This window comes from Gluconobacter albidus (assembly GCF_002723915.1).
GTDB classification, from domain to species: Bacteria; Pseudomonadota; Alphaproteobacteria; order Acetobacterales; family Acetobacteraceae; genus Gluconobacter; species Gluconobacter albidus.
Genome location: NZ_BEWL01000005.1, coordinates 107,477 through 124,255 on the forward strand (window position 1 = coordinate 107,477; position 16,779 = coordinate 124,255).

General features: G+C 58.9%; 19 protein-coding genes. 3 read left to right on the plus strand and 16 right to left on the minus strand.

Annotated elements, in window-relative coordinates:
- Positions 1-329 precede the first annotated feature (329 nt).
- The 11 genes from GAL01_RS07970 to GAL01_RS08020 form a co-directional block, all read right to left on the minus strand.
- A complete protein-coding gene (locus tag GAL01_RS07970) occupies positions 330-878 on the minus strand; it encodes a recombinase family protein (protein WP_062032638.1) in 549 nt (182 codons plus the stop codon).
- Positions 879-1,063: 185 nt separating this feature from the next.
- On the minus strand, positions 1,064-2,977 hold the full coding sequence (locus tag GAL01_RS07975; RefSeq protein ID WP_062032641.1) for a DUF927 domain-containing protein: 1,914 nt from the start codon (positions 2,975-2,977) through the stop codon (positions 1,064-1,066).
- Positions 2,928-4,001 carry a DUF7146 domain-containing protein gene (locus tag GAL01_RS07980; protein WP_174694465.1) on the minus strand — a complete coding sequence of 358 codons (1,074 nt, stop codon included), beginning with the start codon at positions 3,999-4,001 and terminating at the stop codon, positions 2,928-2,930. The genes GAL01_RS07975 and GAL01_RS07980 overlap by 50 nt, the downstream gene beginning before the upstream one ends.
- Complete coding sequence (locus GAL01_RS07985) at positions 3,998-4,561, minus strand: hypothetical protein (protein ID WP_062032645.1); 564 nt, start codon at positions 4,559-4,561, stop codon at positions 3,998-4,000. Before GAL01_RS07985 ends, GAL01_RS07980 begins: the two co-directional genes overlap by 4 nt.
- Positions 4,558-5,322: a phage antirepressor gene (locus GAL01_RS07990; RefSeq protein WP_062032648.1), complete on the minus strand. Its 765-nt coding sequence runs from the start codon at positions 5,320-5,322 to the stop codon at positions 4,558-4,560. Before GAL01_RS07990 ends, GAL01_RS07985 begins: the two co-directional genes overlap by 4 nt.
- The gene (locus GAL01_RS07995; RefSeq protein ID WP_062032652.1) at positions 5,319-5,885 is read right to left on the minus strand and encodes a hypothetical protein; all 567 of its coding nucleotides are present in this window, start codon (positions 5,883-5,885) and stop codon (positions 5,319-5,321) included. The genes GAL01_RS07990 and GAL01_RS07995 overlap by 4 nt, the downstream gene beginning before the upstream one ends.
- On the minus strand, positions 5,879-6,112 hold the full coding sequence (locus tag GAL01_RS08000; RefSeq protein ID WP_231865417.1) for a helix-turn-helix transcriptional regulator: 234 nt from the start codon (positions 6,110-6,112) through the stop codon (positions 5,879-5,881). Before GAL01_RS08000 ends, GAL01_RS07995 begins: the two co-directional genes overlap by 7 nt.
- A 162-nt stretch (positions 6,113-6,274) precedes the next feature.
- Positions 6,275-7,270 (minus strand): hypothetical protein, encoded by a 996-nt coding sequence (locus GAL01_RS15975; RefSeq protein ID WP_231865418.1) that lies wholly within the window; start codon positions 7,268-7,270, stop codon positions 6,275-6,277.
- An 8-nt stretch (positions 7,271-7,278) separates the two neighbouring features.
- Complete coding sequence (locus GAL01_RS08010; protein WP_062032663.1) at positions 7,279-8,130, minus strand: hypothetical protein; 852 nt, start codon at positions 8,128-8,130, stop codon at positions 7,279-7,281.
- Entirely contained in the window at positions 8,130-8,546 is a 417-nt protein-coding gene (locus GAL01_RS08015; protein WP_062032665.1) for a hypothetical protein, read from the minus strand. Before GAL01_RS08015 ends, GAL01_RS08010 begins: the two co-directional genes overlap by 1 nt.
- Complete coding sequence (locus GAL01_RS08020) at positions 8,543-8,773, minus strand: hypothetical protein (RefSeq protein ID WP_062032669.1); 231 nt, start codon at positions 8,771-8,773, stop codon at positions 8,543-8,545. Before GAL01_RS08020 ends, GAL01_RS08015 begins: the two co-directional genes overlap by 4 nt.
- A gap of 139 nt (positions 8,774-8,912) precedes the next feature.
- Between GAL01_RS08020 and GAL01_RS08025 the strand changes: the two genes are divergently transcribed.
- The 3 genes from GAL01_RS08025 to GAL01_RS08035 all read left to right on the plus strand — a co-directional run bounded on the left by GAL01_RS08025 (position 8,913) and on the right by GAL01_RS08035 (position 11,043).
- Complete coding sequence (locus tag GAL01_RS08025) at positions 8,913-9,146, plus strand: helix-turn-helix domain-containing protein (RefSeq protein WP_145995611.1); 234 nt, start codon at positions 8,913-8,915, stop codon at positions 9,144-9,146.
- 2 nt (positions 9,147-9,148) lie between these two features.
- On the plus strand, positions 9,149-9,601 hold the full coding sequence (locus tag GAL01_RS08030) for a hypothetical protein (RefSeq protein WP_062032677.1): 453 nt from the start codon (positions 9,149-9,151) through the stop codon (positions 9,599-9,601).
- A gap of 119 nt (positions 9,602-9,720) precedes the next feature.
- On the plus strand, positions 9,721-11,043 hold the full coding sequence (locus GAL01_RS08035; RefSeq protein WP_062032680.1) for a restriction endonuclease: 1,323 nt from the start codon (positions 9,721-9,723) through the stop codon (positions 11,041-11,043).
- Positions 11,044-11,045: 2 nt separating this feature from the next.
- On the opposite strand, the gene GAL01_RS08040 is transcribed toward GAL01_RS08035, so the two are convergent.
- From GAL01_RS08040 to GAL01_RS08060, 5 genes are all read right to left on the minus strand, one after another.
- Entirely contained in the window at positions 11,046-11,447 is a 402-nt protein-coding gene (locus tag GAL01_RS08040) for a phage holin family protein (protein WP_231865419.1), read from the minus strand.
- Complete coding sequence (locus GAL01_RS08045; protein ID WP_082790801.1) at positions 11,448-11,897, minus strand: Panacea domain-containing protein; 450 nt, start codon at positions 11,895-11,897, stop codon at positions 11,448-11,450.
- A 252-nt stretch (positions 11,898-12,149) separates the two neighbouring features.
- Positions 12,150-13,469 (minus strand): tyrosine-type recombinase/integrase, encoded by a 1,320-nt coding sequence (locus GAL01_RS08050; protein WP_082790802.1) that lies wholly within the window; start codon positions 13,467-13,469, stop codon positions 12,150-12,152.
- Positions 13,470-13,966: 497 nt separating this feature from the next.
- Positions 13,967-14,653, minus strand: coding sequence for a histidine phosphatase family protein (locus GAL01_RS08055; protein WP_062032692.1), 687 nt, complete (start codon positions 14,651-14,653; stop codon positions 13,967-13,969).
- A complete protein-coding gene (locus GAL01_RS08060) occupies positions 14,650-16,698 on the minus strand; it encodes a hypothetical protein (RefSeq protein ID WP_062032695.1) in 2,049 nt (682 codons plus the stop codon). The genes GAL01_RS08055 and GAL01_RS08060 overlap by 4 nt, the downstream gene beginning before the upstream one ends.
- Positions 16,699-16,779: the final 81 nt, after the last annotated feature.

The window sequence follows — 16,779 nt, forward strand, 5'->3', positions numbered from 1 at the left end:
TCTGTCTTTCTCTCCCTTGGTCTGAAAACGGTGTTATAGGTGTTAAGGTGTTATTCGCCTCGTAAGATATTGTTTTATATAAGTTTTCCAATAACACCTTTCGGGATTGCCGCGTAACACCTTCTAGAAGGTGTTATTGATCGCTCGCACAATTTCCCAGAAAACTGCGGTTTTCTTGTCTCGGCAGCTTTTGGACTACACTCCACTCTGTCAGCCCAGAACGGGCAAGCCATGCTTTATGTGCATAACAAGACAAAAATCGCGGGAAGGAAACTTCCTGCGCTGACCGCGCAGACCACACATCCGGGCCGCGCCGGACCAGCCCGATCTCAGGACCCAGCAGACAGAATGCGATAGACACTGGCCCTGCCAATGCCCAGACGCTTTGCGATCTCAGCCGGTCCGATTCCCTCGCCTTTCAACTGACGCACCTGCTCAGAATCAATAGTGGACTTCCGGCCGGTATAGATCCCGCGTTCCTTCGCAGCCTTGATCCCTTCCAGCTGACGCTCACGCCGCAGGTTCGTCTCGAACTCGGCAAACACCCCAAGCATGTCCAGGAACGCCTTGCCCGCCGCCGTAGTGGTATCCACTGGCTGCTCCGTGCAACGCAAAGCCGCGCCCTTATCCTTGAGAGTGTGCATGATGGTCTGGAGATCCGCGATGGAGCGCGCCAGGCGATCAATCCGCGTCACCACAAGAACGTCACCGGCCTGAAGGAACGCGAGCAGGGTTTGCAGCTCCTTACGCCCGGCGGTGGAAGTCCCCGACACCTTCTCTGATCGAATGACCTGACACCCGGCCGCCTGAAGAGCCTGCTCCTGAATTGTCAGATCCTGATCGGTCGTGCTGACGCGGGCGTAACCGTAAATGGTCATGAGGCGGCTCCAAGTGTCTCGTTTGGGTCTAGACCTTTCTCATAGAATGTCTCATATGGAAAAATCAACCCAAATGAGACAGAGAAAACCGCCAATCCTGTGTCTCATAAAAATGTCTCGTATCGGTATACTCAAAAGAGACACCTACAATCCATGCACTGAGCGCATGGCAACAGGAGACCGCCTCAGCGGTCCCCCTCCTCCGTTCCGAGGATAGATGCCTTCACCTCATAGGCCCTGACGTTGCGATGACCAGGCGGAGAAATGACAGCAGAGTTCTTTGCCTTCCCCGGCAACAGATATCCCGTCTCAATCAGCGTCTGCACAGCATTGCGCCGGTTCAGACCCGCCAGAGCTTCGGACATCCCTTCAGCGGTCAGGAAGTAGCGCCATTCATACCGTCCGCCGTCTCCCTTCATCCAGCGCTTCCAGCCTGCCCGGTTCTGAGTGCGGAACCGTTCGCCCGGCGGCTGGCTCTCTTCTGATTGCGCGGCATCCCCCTGGACAGGATCAACCCAGCGTTCAAACCGGGCCTCACCATTCTTGGCAATGAAGTCGCGTAGCTGAGCCACGGCTTGCTCATCCTCCCGCCGTCCAACCGTCCCCCGTTCTGCAAGCCACGCCTCGAAGCAGATCCCAGCCATCACGCCGGGCGTATCGTGGTCCCAGCCGGTCAGCCCGTATTGCGTTGCCAGCTCACCGGCCGCCGCCACCATCGCAAACCGGGCGGCAACACTTCGCACCTGTCCCGAAGCCTCAGGGTAGGGCTGCAACCATCCCCGCATGATCTCGCCCATTCGGGACCGAAGCCGATCCTGGACAACCTCATTCCCTGACTGCGCCAGATCCTCTGTGAGCCGATGAAGAAACGCACGCAACGGTGCACCAAAATATTGCCCCGTGACCACCCGCAGATGACGGGCAAAGGCGTCCGGCGTGTCGTGGTCATGGACATGCTCAAACAGTCCCTGTCCATGTCCGGCATCAGCAGGCAGATCCGCAAACCGCACTTCCTGCCCGGCCTTTGTCGCCTTTCCAGCCTCCCGGTTCAGATCGGCCAGTCCGAGCTCACCGGTAGATAGGAAAAGAATGCGAAACCGCGCCACGGTCCGCGCTCCACCCGTGCGAGACGCGCGCGCCTTGCCCTGCCCGTTTGAAAGCAGATAGGCGACCTCACCAGCTTCACGCGGATCCAGCTGTCCAATTTCATCCAAAGGCAGCAGCACATCACAGCTCGCCAGCGCCGTGCTTTCGATCCCGTTGCCAGTAGAGCGCCAGGAGCGAATATAGCCTCCTGCCCCGTTCTGAGGCGTGCCACCACAGACGGACGCCGCCACCCTTAAAGCCGTGCTCTTGCCCAATCGACTGGAGCCCTTGAACGAGATGCCGCCGCCTTCTTCACCCAGCAGCCCCAGAAGCGGCGCGGCAAACGCACAGGACGCGGCAAAGACCAGCCGGCTGTTTTTCATGCACAGCGCGCCAATCTGGATCTTCCAGTCCTCAACCGTGCCGGCCAACCCGAACAGCGATGCTTCACGATCCAACGTCTGCAACACCACACGCTCAGAGGTCTCCCCCAGCGTTTCATCTGGCAGGACAAACACATCTCCGCCGCCAAACCGATGCCAGCCGATCCGCGTGACACTTCTGGCCCGCTGAGAACTCTGCAAGCTCGCCAGCCACTCCAGGAAAGCCGCCTTGGCTTTAGCGCCTGCGCCCAGCGTCAGACCACCATCTGCCAACCGTGTCCGGATCTCATTGCCATCACCAGCGAACAAGGCACGCGCAAAGGCTTCCTCATGCCGATGACCGTCACGATCCTGCCAGGCAAGAAGCAGCCCCCAGTTCTGCCCGGCTTCATCACGTGATTCCCCCAGCACCTCGACGGACCCACAGAGGAAAAAGGGCGCGCCATCACCATTTCGACGCCAGATCCCATCATCTCGATAAATGAACCGCCGGTCTTCACTGACCTCCTGCGCTTTCGCGCTGCCCTGATTGGCTTCTGGAAATTGGACCACCTTGGCGTTCTCAATTCCCTTGCGAATATCAGACCGGCCGCTCTGGCTTCCCGTCTGTGTCTTTTCCCCGGAGGACATCGTTCCAGTCTCCATGTACGATTTCAGGCATGGCGAGCCGAACTGTGCGGCCCTGCGATGCGAATTTCTTGAGAGCGGCTTCCAGAGCGCGACGGGCTTTTTCATTCCCGCTGTCATTGTCAGCCGCGATGATGATGTCTTTGAGAGTGTCCGGCAGAGCGACGGCCGCCATATTGCTGAGCGACACCGCCGATAACACCCGGAACTCAGGGCAGGCCACAGCCACGGATAGCGCCGTCTCGATGCCTTCCGCGATGACCGTCACGTCACCTTCCGGAGCTACACCCAGCGCCTTGCCCGATGCCCCACGCCACAGGCGCACGCATCCGCCCGCGAATGATCCCAGCACTTTCTTGGCGTTCTGAAGGTCGGCCTTTACCCAGCCGCCGCCTGGCGTTTCACTCAGCCAGGTCCGATGAACAGCCACCAGCTTTCCGGATGGCCCGCAGATGGCAGCGATCATGGCGGGAAGCGGTCTCTGTACCTCGGCACACCAGAGAGACGGATTAAACCGCAGCGCACCAGGAGCGCGGCCCAGTTCACGCAGAACAATGCCCCGCCCGGCGAGATACGCCTCAACCGGGGTTCCGGCGATACCGGCCGGGGTGTCATGCCAGAGCTTTCGCGCGGATGCCCGCTTGCGCTGGGCCTCCTGATCCAGATCCTCACGCCCGCGATCCGGCGCAACCTGCCTGCGCTCAGGAGCCCGAAAGGTCGGTGCAGCTCCGTCACCCAGCCCCAGCCAGCTGACAGCCCACTTCATCGCTTCCCGCCGATCTCCCGCGAACAGAACGGCCGCCACTAGATCCAGTGCGTCCCCGCGCTCACCTGAGCTGAAATCAGCCCAGACACCTGCCCGAGAACCATTCAAATGGACGGCAAGGCTTTGCCCCTTCTCGCCAGCCAGAGACCCGCACCGCCATTCCGCACCATCCTTCCGGCCGTTTGGCAGCAGCTCCCGCGCTAGAACACCGATGCGCTCCGCCAGCATCCGTGAGAGCGTGCCCGCGTCATGCTGCCTCATGCGGGTGCAGGCTCCAGACGGGGCCACGCCATGAGAACAGGGCAGCGCCCTTGCAGCGCATCCGAGAGGGCAGCGCAAGCGTCACGAAGATCCGGCACGTCATTGACGACACCACCTTCACGCTCACGCAACACATTCAGACGGGCTTTGGCCTGCCGTATAAGATTAGACGCTGCCCTGATCGCCGGATCTGCATAGGCAAAGCGCCGCCGTTCCAATTCCACCAGGAGCCATTCCGTTCCCCAGAGCAAAGGAAGCGTCAGGTCATGAACCTGCCCGCAACACGCGCCGTCTGGCCCCGTCATCATCCACGTTAAGGGCCACCACCCCGGTTCCCGCACATGGGCTTCCCACTGCGCCTCAGCAAGCGCATCCCATCCGGCGCCGGGCGGAACGAGCAGATCATCACCCTTTTGAGCCACCAGGTCAGCAGCCCGGCGAAAGATCGCCCTTTCTTCCACAGACCATGAGGGCAGATCGTCGCATTCTGCAGGAAAGAGCAGCCCCAGGATCGCCAGTTCGGCAATCCCAAGGCGAGAGCCTACAAAACCGCCACTCATGCCGCATCCTCCAGAGCAGGGAGGATGCGTGCCATGCGCGCCAAGCCCTTGGGGGTCACCACCACCTGAGGACGGCTCACCAGATGACCCTCAGGATGCGTCTGCTCAAAATGCTTGTAGGACAGGTATCCAGCCCGCTCCTTGTCCGCATAACCAATCCACCGGCCCTTGTTTCCAGCCCGATAGATCCAGCGCATTTCATGAAGAAGGGCCATGAACCGACGCGGCGGCCATCCACATTCCTTGGCGGCTTCCGTGAGCGTCAGCAGCCCATCCATTCCGGCAATGCGATCATAGGCCAGAGCTTTCGGAGCCAGCGCTACCAGTTCCGCATCTTTCCGCTGGAGCGCTTCCTGAGCTGCCAGAACAGCACGTGCCATCAGCGTCTCGGATGTGTCGCCCACAGCAGACGCGACATAAGCCCCAGTCCGGCGAATTGAAGGAATGACCTCACCTGTCACCCACTTCTTGAACCGCTTTGCAGCAGGCTTCCGGCTTGTCAGGACCAAAGACCAGAGACCGGATTCATTGATGAGGACAACGGACTGAGCCCGTCCGTCAGCAAAGACCCCGCCGTCCCGGATGCCCTCGCTAATGTTTAGGGTATCCTTTTCGTCATCATCCAGACGCCGACCCGCTACAGACGGATTGCTATGGCCGAGAAGTCCGCACACATCCGCCAGTACCCACCAGGCGACACCCTCACGGTTCACGACCCGGACATTCTGACCTTCAAACTGGAAAGGCATCACCTGGATCATACCGCGCCCTCCCGCTGGACCGCAGGAAGCGCCGCAATGTCCCCTTCCGCACCGACAACGGCTCTCCCGGCGATCAAACGCTCGGCTGCCTGATCCCGCTTTTCTGCCAGCGCAAGAACGTCCTGCCAGCCGATCGCATCCAGCCAGTTCCGCGCCTCTACCGTGCGGACATCCCGATCCAGTCCGACACGAAACCACATCAGAGCTGCTTTGAGGGACTGGAACTGATCCGCAGCGTCTTCCGGCGCGTTCGGCTGGACCAGGGCAAGAAAGGCGTCGTCAGCCAGCAAGACCTTCCGCAGTTCTGCCCAGGCCGTAAGAAGGCCCACCACAGCAGCCTGAGACGGCATCGGCCGGAACTCATGCCGACCATGCAGGCGCAGGGTCTCGCTCATGTCACGACGCCAGGGACTGTTCTGCACGTAGTCGTCACAGCCACGAAAGAACGTCAGGAGGCGCGTGAGAAGATCCGGCTTGGCATCCTCCAGGCAAGGCCAGAGCAGACCACCGGCCCGGCGCAATGATGGCGCACCCGCAGGAACTGTATGAGAGGCTGTCAACATGATGCGGCCTCCCGCTGGGCACGAACCGTTGCCTCTGCCGTGGAACGCACAGAGCGCTCAGAAATCCAGCGTTCCAGCTCAGAGAGCGCATAACCAATCCGGCGCTGCGTCAATTTGATAAAGGCGGGTCCGGTCCCCTCCAAACGCATGGCCTGCAAGGTACGAACAGAGAGCGAGAGCTCTTCCGCTGTCTCGATCTCGGACAGCACCAGGCGACGAGCACTCACACGCGCTCCTCCACGGCTCCGCTCTTCACGGACAACCGACATTTCCATTTGCGATACTCCGCTCCTTCCAATCCGCCTTATTGCGAACTGGTGCGGCTACTCAGTGGAACGACACGCCTTCTCATTTCTTCGGAGAACTTCTCAGAAATGAAAAATGAGAAGTCATGAGGACCTTGGACGTTTTCGATGAACCCCGAAATGCTCAGCTTCTTTCGGATATTTTTCTTTGAATTTCTTCTCTAGGCGCTTTTCTTTGGATTCAATCGTACCGCGACCATCCGCCTCAGCTGCAAACGCGCAAACTGCCTGCCAGAGGTTCGGGTACTTCTTGCTCTCAAGCTCGGCTTTCATCTTTTCCAGCAGCTTGTTATCGTCAAATCCGCGCTTGCCCTGCCTGACAGCAAGTTCAGGGGCGACAGGTTCCACGTAATTGGCGCTTACTGGTTTCTGCTCTCCGCGGACCTCTACTTCAGCAGCACACCATGTCTGCCGGCTCTCTTTTCCAAAGACCTTGAGACCTTCAAGAAACAAATAATTTGCATCGACTGCATCTGGGTGCGGCATGCCAATATGACGATGCGCCCACATGCGATGGTGACACTCCTTTACGTCGCCATATTCGCTTCGCGTGTCGATAAAGCCCGTTCGAACATTGGGCTGAACCAAAATCTCACGAATTTTTTCGTCTAGCCGCTTCCATTTTTCTGCTAGCTCCCAGTCAAATTTCAGTACACGAGCCAAACCTTCATTTGGCCACACGCAACCAGGCGGGAGCCCCTCTCCTTCAATAATACCTGACGTTTTGAGCACCCGGCGAACATCATCGTTCCGGTTTTTCTCAAACCCACCAAAGCGCTGCACCATGCGAGCAGTGACGACGAATTTTTCCAGTTCCTCCGGCGCCCAAACTGGAATCATCTCATGCAAAAATACGCATTCACCACGAGCAAACCGCTCTGCTGCATCGGATTGATGACTCATAGCCGCCCCACGCCAGCCGTCCCCACGCATGAACTGGAGCGGCGCGGCGGGCCAGACGTGGGGTCCCGGCGTTCGGCGGCCAAACCTAGCCGCGCCAGCGGTCACCATGCGCCCGGCGCAAACGGGAAACAAGCCGTGAACAGAACCCGAGGACATGGAGCCGACCGATAGCGACATGGCCCTATTCATGCCGTCACCTCAGCACCCCGCCAGAGCTGCCCGAACAGCCCATGCTCCTGCTCTGGCATCTGGAGCGTCACTGCATCCACCACACCGCTCAGATCGCGCTCACTGGCTTTGATGAGAACTGGCAGAGCAGAGGACAGACACCTGACCACCCGCGTCACATTCTCCGAACGATACAGCGGAGCGCTTCCACCAACAGGCTCCAGATCCACCGCCCTGAGCGTTTCCAATGCTGTAAAGACCTGTACAGCAGCGTCAGCCAGCGATACGGACGGCAAGAGCGGCAGCATATCGTGTAGGGCAAGCTCCACGCTTTCCGCCGCAGCCGCGTCCAAAGCAAGCCGCCTCTGCTGCACAATTTCTCCAGGCCCCGTCAAAACCTCGGCAGCGTCTGTCCGCTGATCCTTGAGACGCTGGGCCCGGCGCATCCGTTGCGCGGCCTCATAAGGCCCAGACATAGCCGCAGACACGGAGACAGGCGATTGCGCCGGGCCAGCGTGCATGACCTGCGCCTGATCCCGCAGGATCGCCGCAGCCACCTGCCCGAACCAGTCCGGAGCCTCGGCGATCAAACGATCATAATCCATCTGCGGCCGCCCCAGCGCAGCCAGAGCTTCCATCTGAGCCTTATGCCCTTCCGGCGTTGTCGCCCGCTGCACCAGGAGATCATCCAGCAGCTCACGCGCCCGATCGGACACAGCCTGCGCCTCAGGGCTGGCAGGATCCTTCTCCATCAGCTCATCCTTGGCCCGCATCACCTGGACGAACTCACCACACAAACGGACCAGGACAGCATCAGAAGAAAGCCGGCTTCCAGCACAGCACCCTGCATCATTCGTAATTGTCTGCATCACAGAAGCCCTCCCTGCATGTCTTCCAGCAGAGAGCGCATCAGGGCTTCCCGCATGTTGCGCGGCACCACAGCGTCACCCAGCACCAGCCGGACAGCGCGGGCCTTGGCTTTGAGGCCCTCCCGAGTTGCTGCCTTCATGTCGCAGACCTCTGCAATCAGAACCTGACGCCGGGCCAGCAATCCACCCAACTGGACGGCCGGAAGATTGCGCGCTGCCCCTATCTGACGATGGCGCTCCCGTTCAGTAGCCCCCAGATCCGCACACAGTCCGACCAGACGCGCATCAGCAGGAGGCGCGCAGAGCGTCACAGAGTCCGCCGTGATGGCATCCGTCCCCGTTATGGCAGCAAGCCCGGCGAGACGGGCCAAACCCGCCACAGTCGCCGTTCTGGCTTTGGATTGATTGTGTGTCATGGCCGCGCCTCTCCTGCTTTCGCAGAAGCCAGCAGGAGTGTGGGGCTGGCATGATGGTGACGAACGGATTTCGCCGGGTCGTGCAGATGCTCCGGCTGGGCCAGCGTGAGAGCAGAAAGCAGGAACAGACCCGCGCCAAGAACAGCGGGGGCCGCCTCAGACACAAGATGCGCAGAAGCGATCACTGCCCGGCGCAAGCCGGACGTGGTAAAGGCATGAATAGCCATTGCCGAGGTCCCTCTCGGTATGTGGTTAGGCTGGGCGAGGTGTTGGTAGCATCTCATCCAGCCGTAAAACGGTTTGTTCCTTGCAGAACGATACGGAGAGTGTCACTCTCTCGCATCAGAAGCAAGCGGAAATGATATTGTGGATACCATTTCAGCGGCACAGGTGAGAGCAGCAAGAGGATTGCTCAACTGGAGCCGCGATGAATTAGTGACTGTCAGCGGCGTCCCAAAAAGCACTCTTGTCCGCTTTGAAGACGGCGCAACAGCCCCGCGTGCCAGCACGATCACAGCCATCCGCAAAGCCTTGGAAGCCGCAGGCGTAGAGTTCATCCCCCAAAACGGAGGCGGCCCCGGCGTGCGGCTGAAGGACTGAAAATGCCAGCCTTTACAGATGCACAGGTTCGCAACTGGATCGAATATGGTGGGGATGATCTCTACCTGTTTTATTCGACAGTCACTGACGAAAGCTTCCCTGAGCTCGACCCACATGAAAAACGCGAGCTGTTTCTTGAGGTTTTGGAATACTGCTTGCAAAAGCGATACCTGCTCCTGAAAGCGCATCCTGAATTTGTAGCGTACAAATATTCAACGATGCGCCCCGGAGAAAAAGGCAATCCTAAGCAGCCCCATACACCGAAAGAATTTGTAGAATATTTCAGAATCTCTTGGCCCGACCCTGCTCAGTCAAAAGACTACGACATTGATGTGGTGATCAATCTGGAGATGGGCGGCCGCATGTGGTGGGCAATTGACGGCAACGAACCGACAGAATGGTTCAACGATTATCCGGAAAACTTTCAGTGGCCACGCAAAAATAATCCCGGTTGAGATGAAAGATATCAACAACAGCCCTAGCGGGAATCTGACGAAGGAGACGTCCCGATGAGCAACGGCGAGATCCTTCTCTACAATACCGAGAACAGTCATTGAGAACGTCAGGAGAAAGAATGCGCGGCCTTAATACCAAAACACTTCTTATGGCCCTTGCGCTGCTCTCTCCTACCACCGCCCTGGCAGACGGCGTTTTTCATCCCACCGGGCAGTCCTACGCCTGTGTAAATCCACGGGCCACGCGCGCTCTCGCCAATCACGGGGATCCGCGCCAGAACGATCCCGGCTGGGTCCATTTCGTCATCACGGATGGTCGGTGCTTTCAGGTAGATCCCAGCGAGAAATGGGAACAGATCAGCCAGGAAAACGGACTGCTCCTCTTGCGCCGAGATCCACCACGCACCGGCATGCCCCCACTGTTCTTCCTTCCCCAGCAGGTATCGGCCGGCCTGCCCATACCTCCTCAGCCTTCTGCTGAGGCCCCAACAGACGGTCCGGTGCAGCTTGCCCCTGCAAGCCCAGATCCAGAGACGCCACAGGCTTCTGACAAGGCCACCGATGTCCTGCCGAAGGGATGGGAGAAACCACGGCATGACGCGGAGCCGGCAGCGAGCACACCGGCGGAAGACAACTCCGCACCAGGTGATCCCGCACCTGCCACCACGCCGCCTTCTGTTTCCAAATCCGCACCAAATCAGAATTCAGGATCTGGCGGACTGCTGATCCTCGCTCTGTTTGTAGGAGGTGTGATCGGGTTCTTCGTATTACGCGCACGTCGCCGGGCCGCCCGAGAGAGCCGGGCATGGGGGATTATCGACAAAGAGATCCGAGACCAGGCTACGGCCTTGCAGATCCGCCGCCTGCAACTGGTGACAACAGATGCCTATGGCACGATCCATCTGACCAAATGGGCCAAGGAAATCGGCTATTTCTGCAACACCCGTATCCTGCCCCTCCTCCAGGTTGAAGGTCTGACGGACCAATGGCCGCTTCTCAAAGCCCGTGCAGAAGCCCGGATTGAGGAGATCGCCCAGCGCACACCGCCCGGCGCTATCCTCAACCAAAAGCCCCTGAGTGATCCGCGTGTGTTCGATCCTCAGATGGACCCCTTCGACTACGAGCGACACTGTGCCCTACTCTTGGAGCAAGCTGGATGGGACGCCCGCGTAACACAGGCCAGCGGCGACCAAGGCGCGGACATCATCGCCACCAAAGGCGGCCGAAAAATCGTGGTTCAGTGCAAGCTCTATAGCCAGCCTGTCGGCAACAAAGCCGTGCAGGAGGTTTATACCGCCAAGCAGCACCAGCAGGCCGATGCAGCTATCGTGGTTTCAAATGCCGGTTACACCATTCCAGCCCGTCAGCTCGCAGCTACCACCGGCGTCCATCTGCTGCACCATCAAGAGCTAGCTTCGTTCTGTGAGCGATTGGCAGCTTAGGATTATTGTATCCGCTTTTTAATCTGTCCCAAGGCGGTAGAAGCTATGACACCACCGGTGACAAATCCCTGCAGTTTCGAGATTTCAGCTGCAGAGAGCCATCTCCATTTATCGGGAAAGATAATATTAAGCAGCCAGCAGAGACACACGATTCCAAAAAAGAAAGCGGATGCATAAACGCCGCATACGATCAGATTTTCAAAATGATCCTTGAATTTCTCAGTCCGGTTTGCCTCTGCCTCTTCCGCTTTCTGCTTAATCTCGTCTGCGGATTTTCCGGAAGCGAACATACGGCTTTCAGCTGTACCGCTGTCACTTTTCTCCCCTGAACCAGAAAGAGCTTCCTCCTCTTCAGGGGAAAGCCCAGGTATTTTAGATTCTGGATCAGGGGGCTCTTGTGTCACTCAGGACTTTACCCGCTGGACGTAATAATCCTGGATCACATCATTTGGAATTCTCTCTCCAAATGACAGAGGCTCATATGTCTGAGACCACGGAGTGCCAGGAGCATGTGTTAGGCGACTTAGTGCGGGACCACTCAAACCGCCATAGATATCGTAGACCCGCTGCACGACAGCATCCTCATCTGAAGAAAGCGTATCGTGAAACCCAAGGATGGGCTGACTAACAGGATCGCTCCTGTAAGAGCGTATCTCGTTATAGAGCGTTGGAATAACAGGACCGTACTTCCAAGCTTCAATAGGGTCAGAGATCAACGGACGGCGATATAATCCGAGTGTCCATCCATGGGCGAGATAGACCAACTTTAGGAGTTGCATGGGAGTGAGAGTTTGACCGGCCTGTCTAGCCAGAGAGAGGAATTTATTTGCGACGACTGCTGCGCGGTGTGCCATTTGATCCTCCTTTCTCATTCTTCAATACAAAACGCATAGCTGTTTCGGGGTCTCTCCCTCCTCAACGTAAAGCCTACTTACAAAGATATGAACGCAGGAACAACATTCAACCACATTACAAATGAGGTGTGACGTTCCCCCTTCAAGTCTTTTCCTATCCTTCCAATACGTCTGAATAATGTCAGATAATTCCTAACTTTATATGAAAGGACATTTTAACATACTGCAAAGAAAGGCTTTGCTTTTGCACCTTCAGCCAAGCCGTAGCGGAACGACCTGCCCATTCGTAGCAGCAAAAAAATCAGTTCCTCCTACAATGTAAAGGACATGGGCAGCCCAGCGATCCAGAGCAATCTCCCGTTCTTTCAGAAACTCATGCCGCTGATAGACAGCAGCCACGCCCTTAATCGTCCCCTGCACATGGTTCAGCACCCGATCAGCCACATGCGGCCCGACCCCAAGACGAGCCATTACCGTCACACCCGTCCGTCTCAGGTCATGTAACCGCCAGCCCGGCGCGGGCAGGGTGCAGACTTCTTTTCCCAGCGAATTTTGAGCCCGCTCCACCTCAATCAGCTTTTCCAGCCGTTCCTTGGCTCCTGAGAAGTCCGAGATGGGCGTTCTGCCAGTATTGGTGAAGACGTAAGCCGAGATGGCGCCTGTCTTTGGATCTGTCTGCCTGTGCAGCGCCGCCAGGACGTGGCGCGCCGGTTCTGAGAGATGGACGATATGGGCTCTGCTGTTCTTCGTCCGTTCGGCCGGGATCGTCCAGGTCGTCAGATCGGGCGAGATCTCCTCCCACCGCATCTCCGCAACCTCTGTCCGGCGTTGAAGAGTGAGCAGCAGCAACCGGAAGAACGGTCCGAAAGGATAGGCCATCTGTCCGGCCGCCCGCCAGATTTCACCGATCTCGTCATCCGTCAGAACGCGATCCCGCGAAACCTCCCGTCCTTCCACAATCAGGCGGGCAAACGGATTATCATCCACCAGCTGACGCTTCACAGCCCAGGCATACATGGCGCGGGCATAAGCTTGCAGACGCCGGGCCGTGGTGGGGTGCTCTGCTGCGATCTCATCCAGCCGCGCCTGAAGCTCAGAGACGGTCAGGGACTGGGCAGGACGAGCAAGAAACTGCTGGAAATTATACCGGATGCGCTGCGGCCCTTCCTTTTTGTAGACCGCGCTATGTTCCCTGAGCGCCATGCTGGCCCAGCGATCAATCAGGACATCCAAGGTCAGGGCATCTATCACGGCCTGCGCTGCCTGCTCCTGAAGGGAGGTTTGATAGGCCACCACCTCCGCCTTGCGTTCGCCTACTGGATCTCCACCAGCCAGGACGCGCCCACGAGCCTCTTCAGCTATCTTCCGAGCCTGGGCAATGGTGACAGCCCCATACTCTCCTAGTTTGAGACGACGGACCTTCCCCGCGTAGCGATACTGAAAGAGGAAGATCTTTGCTCCGGTTGCCGTGACACGGACCAGAAAACCCTTGGTCTCCGTATCCGAAAACAAAGCGTCCCGTTTACCTGGCGGGCAGGTGAGGGCGTCTATTTCCCGTTTTGAAAACCTCATGCCTGAGGCTCCATAACACCTTTAACACCTTCGAAACCGAAAGGTGTTAGTGGGAAAACCGGAGAAAAACACAATGAAATCAGTATATTATATATGTGAGTAACACTAATAACACCTATAACACCGTAATTGTGTAGCTCCCTGAATGTCATTTTGCCCATTTCCCCTATCCGGACCCGCTGACGTGTTTTCGCGGACTCAATCCGGACTCATCTGAAATAGCAACCGGTGCATTTGGGTGCATCTCTTTGCATGAACCGTCTCAGACGCCTTCCTGTAAGGCGTTGTTATTGCGCTATTTTGCGTTTCCCTGCGTCTTAACTGTATTTCGCCGGGCGTAACTCTTAATCAGCGGGTCCAAGGTTCGAGCCCTTGTGTGCCCACCATGCCCGTCTCCGGTTATTTCCAAAAAAATTCATACTGAATTTCCAAAGGCCGCCAAGGGTCTTTTTGTGCTTTTCGGCAGCCCCTGAAAGCCAGAGACTGCCCCCGCAAGTTCAGCCCCGGAAATCTGGCAGTTCGTTAACCGTCACGACACGCCACAGGCAATCGATACGCTCCAGAATGGTAATGGACAGGTTCTGGATCGAAAACCGCAGCGCCGTATCGGGATGAACGCCCAGCGCATGCGCCAGAGCCGCGCGGATGGCCCCCCCATGACTGACGACAACCATGTCCTCACCTTCATGGGCATTCGCCAGATCCTCCAGACCATGCGCCACACGCGCACAGACATCCAGCATGCTCTCGCCGCCCGGCGGCAGTTCACAGGCAGAAATGGACCAGAACGGATTGGGCGGCAGACGCAGCAGAGACATGAACTCCGTATGCGGCGTTCCATGCCATTCCCCGATCGACTGCTCGATGAAACGGCCGTCAATCGTCACATCCTGCGAGAATGCTCCCGCCTTACGGATTTCGCTCGCCGTGTCGCGTGCGCGCTGGAGCGGTGAACTGTACCACAGCGCATCAATCGGCAGACGCCGCGCCAGCGTGGCATAGCCGCCCTGCTGGCTTGCCATCGCTTCCCGGCACAGCGGCACATCGAGCGCCCCATACATCGTCTTGCGCGCACTGGCTTCCACGACCGCGTGGCGAATCATCCAGAACCGGGTAACGCCCTTCGGCAGTTCCGGCGTATCGAGAAAATGCCCGTGCGGGACCGCTTTATCTGTCTGGGTCATGCTAATGGGGCGTAACGGGGGACAGGGTTCGCGTCCAGCAGAACATCCCAGTGTTTCAGGATCAGTTCCAGTTTTCCAAGCACCCGGCGCGCATCCATGCATTCGCGCTGCAAGCGGCGCTCCTCGTCCAGCCCTTCATGCGACGGCTCTCCCGAAACCAGCCGCGCACCCGCACACAAACGCAGCGCACCCGCCGGTCCATCCAGCATCGGATGCGGCACCGGGACGGGCTGACCCAGAACACAGAGCAGACTGCCCTCTCCTTCCGCCACCCAGGGCGACAGATCCGCATTCAGCCAGCGATGCAGCCGTCGCGCATCTTCCAGCGCAAGGGGCTGGCCGGGCGCATGCGGGTCCTCCACCAGAAACGACAGGATGGTCGGAACGGCATCCCAGCGCCCGTCATCAAAAGGCGTTCCCATGGGCAGCATGGTCAGGACGGGACGGGCACGCACCATGGCAACGGCCTCCGTCATGAACCGCGTCAGACGACTGCGAATGACCGGATCGGGCAGCGCAAACAGCGCGTCCATTTCGGCCAGCGCCGCATACCAGCGCAAGGCCAGCCCGATATTGTGGCCGTTATTGAGCGCCGAAGCATCCGCACCTTCCGGCCACTCATCGCGGTTGCCATAGGCCCGCAATCCCTTAGGAAGTGACAGGGACGGCAAACGACGGCGGATTTCGGGGGGAAGGAGAATGGCCCCGCAAAACGGCGGCCCGGTAAAGAATTTGGAGCCGGTCACCATGACAATGATTCCCCGCTCCACCCAGTCTGCCACCCGCGACGGACTCAGTCGCGCCTGACAGACATCCACAACCACGCTGAGCCGGTCGCCCAGCTCGGTACACAATTCCCAGACAAGATCCATGTCCGGCGCGGCAAGCCCGGTCTTGGACTGGTCCAGCCGATGCAGCAGCACATGACGTCCCTCGGCCACCTCCCGCCGCACCAGTGCCGCACATTGCGCGTTGATCTCCGCAACGGGCCGCGCCGTGCCATCAGCCGCACGGATATCAACACCAATCAGCCGCGTCTCCGGAGAAAACCCTTCGATCACCTCGCCTTTGCCCACCAGCGTGGAACAGGCACTGTCCGTCGCGAAATGCCGTCCACAGGCCGCAAGAGGCACCCCGCTGCCCGTTTCATCGGGGGCCAGAAGGATGGACGTTACCGGACGCTCTGTCCCCGCCGCGACAAGAGCCAGAACCGCAAGTTCACAGTCCGTCCCGGACGCCGACAGCAGAACCGCATCTTCCGGCAGCTCATAATGGGCCCCGATCGCCGCGCGGGCCCGGCGCACAACACCTTCCTGCACCAGATCCGGGTCCTGCTTGGCCAGAAGCGCACTCATCATGATGCGTCGGGCGGCCTCCGCGCCCCCAAATCCCCGTTCGGACAGCGAAGACGCCGTCGATGACCCAAAAGTGATCGCCCAGGGCCGGGGACGATGGGAGCTGGAATACCGGTTCAGCCCGGTATGCGGATCAACGGCCAGCCGGGAATCCCCGCCCCCACTCATCAGGTTTTCGGCGGGCGCCAGAACAGGCCACAACCGGGCCAGAATCCCTTGCAGACGTCCGGCTTCGGCCAACGTGAAAGGCGGCAGATCCGGCAGAAACGCGCTCAGCGTCTCCCAGCTCTGCAACAGGCTCGGCACGTCGGGCACGTCGCCCGCAAACACGGCCAGCCAGGACGGAAGCGGGGCGACATCTCCGGTATCGAGCGCATGAAACAGCACCGCCACGCGCGCCGCGGCAAAACTGGCCAGAAACGGATTGGCGCCCGGCTCCAGCAGTCGCATCAGTTCAATGGCATGACGCAGGAAAGTCGGCGTAAGGCGCGGCGCCTCAAGACACAGCGCGCCGAGCTTGAGCGTCGCCGTGTGCAGACAGAAAGCCTGCCCCGGCACCAGTTCTCCCTCGATCCGGAACGGAAGCGGCAGTGACACATCCAGGATCGGAACCAGCCCGTCCGCAATCACCCGCAGATCGGGCCGCTCCAGAACATCCGTCAGGGAGCGTGTCAAAGTATCAGCCAGCATGCCTGCCTCTCCTGCCTCCGCACGACTGTGGGATTAGCCCATCAGACCGACCAGCGCGAGAGGCGAAAGCAGTCCTTAAAA

Excerpts from the sequence above, each read along its gene's own strand:
- GAL01_RS08045 (WP_082790801.1), bottom strand. The coding sequence starts at position 11,897 with ATGGCACACCGCGCAGCAGTCGTCGCAAATAAATTCCTCTCTCTGGCT.
- GAL01_RS07975 (WP_062032641.1), bottom strand. The coding sequence starts at position 2,977 with ATGTCCTCCGGGGAAAAGACACAGACGGGAAGCCAGAGCGGCCGGTCT.
- GAL01_RS15975 (WP_231865418.1), bottom strand. The coding sequence starts at position 7,270 with ATGTCGCTATCGGTCGGCTCCATGTCCTCGGGTTCTGTTCACGGCTTG.
- GAL01_RS08060 (WP_062032695.1), bottom strand. The coding sequence starts at position 16,698 with ATGCTGGCTGATACTTTGACACGCTCCCTGACGGATGTTCTGGAGCGG.
- GAL01_RS07995 (WP_062032652.1), bottom strand. The coding sequence starts at position 5,885 with ATGTTGACAGCCTCTCATACAGTTCCTGCGGGTGCGCCATCATTGCGC.
- GAL01_RS07990 (WP_062032648.1), bottom strand. The coding sequence starts at position 5,322 with ATGATCCAGGTGATGCCTTTCCAGTTTGAAGGTCAGAATGTCCGGGTC.
- GAL01_RS08010 (WP_062032663.1), bottom strand. The coding sequence starts at position 8,130 with ATGCAGACAATTACGAATGATGCAGGGTGCTGTGCTGGAAGCCGGCTT.
- GAL01_RS07970 (WP_062032638.1), bottom strand. The coding sequence starts at position 878 with ATGACCATTTACGGTTACGCCCGCGTCAGCACGACCGATCAGGATCTG.
- GAL01_RS07985 (WP_062032645.1), bottom strand. The coding sequence starts at position 4,561 with ATGAGTGGCGGTTTTGTAGGCTCTCGCCTTGGGATTGCCGAACTGGCG.
- GAL01_RS08030 (WP_062032677.1), top strand. The coding sequence starts at position 9,149 with ATGCCAGCCTTTACAGATGCACAGGTTCGCAACTGGATCGAATATGGT.
- GAL01_RS08020 (WP_062032669.1), bottom strand. The coding sequence starts at position 8,773 with ATGGCTATTCATGCCTTTACCACGTCCGGCTTGCGCCGGGCAGTGATC.
- GAL01_RS08050 (WP_082790802.1), bottom strand. The coding sequence starts at position 13,469 with ATGAGGTTTTCAAAACGGGAAATAGACGCCCTCACCTGCCCGCCAGGT.
- GAL01_RS07980 (WP_174694465.1), bottom strand. The coding sequence starts at position 4,001 with ATGAGGCAGCATGACGCGGGCACGCTCTCACGGATGCTGGCGGAGCGC.
- GAL01_RS08015 (WP_062032665.1), bottom strand. The coding sequence starts at position 8,546 with ATGACACACAATCAATCCAAAGCCAGAACGGCGACTGTGGCGGGTTTG.
- GAL01_RS08055 (WP_062032692.1), bottom strand. The coding sequence starts at position 14,653 with ATGACCCAGACAGATAAAGCGGTCCCGCACGGGCATTTTCTCGATACG.
- GAL01_RS08035 (WP_062032680.1), top strand. The coding sequence starts at position 9,721 with ATGCGCGGCCTTAATACCAAAACACTTCTTATGGCCCTTGCGCTGCTC.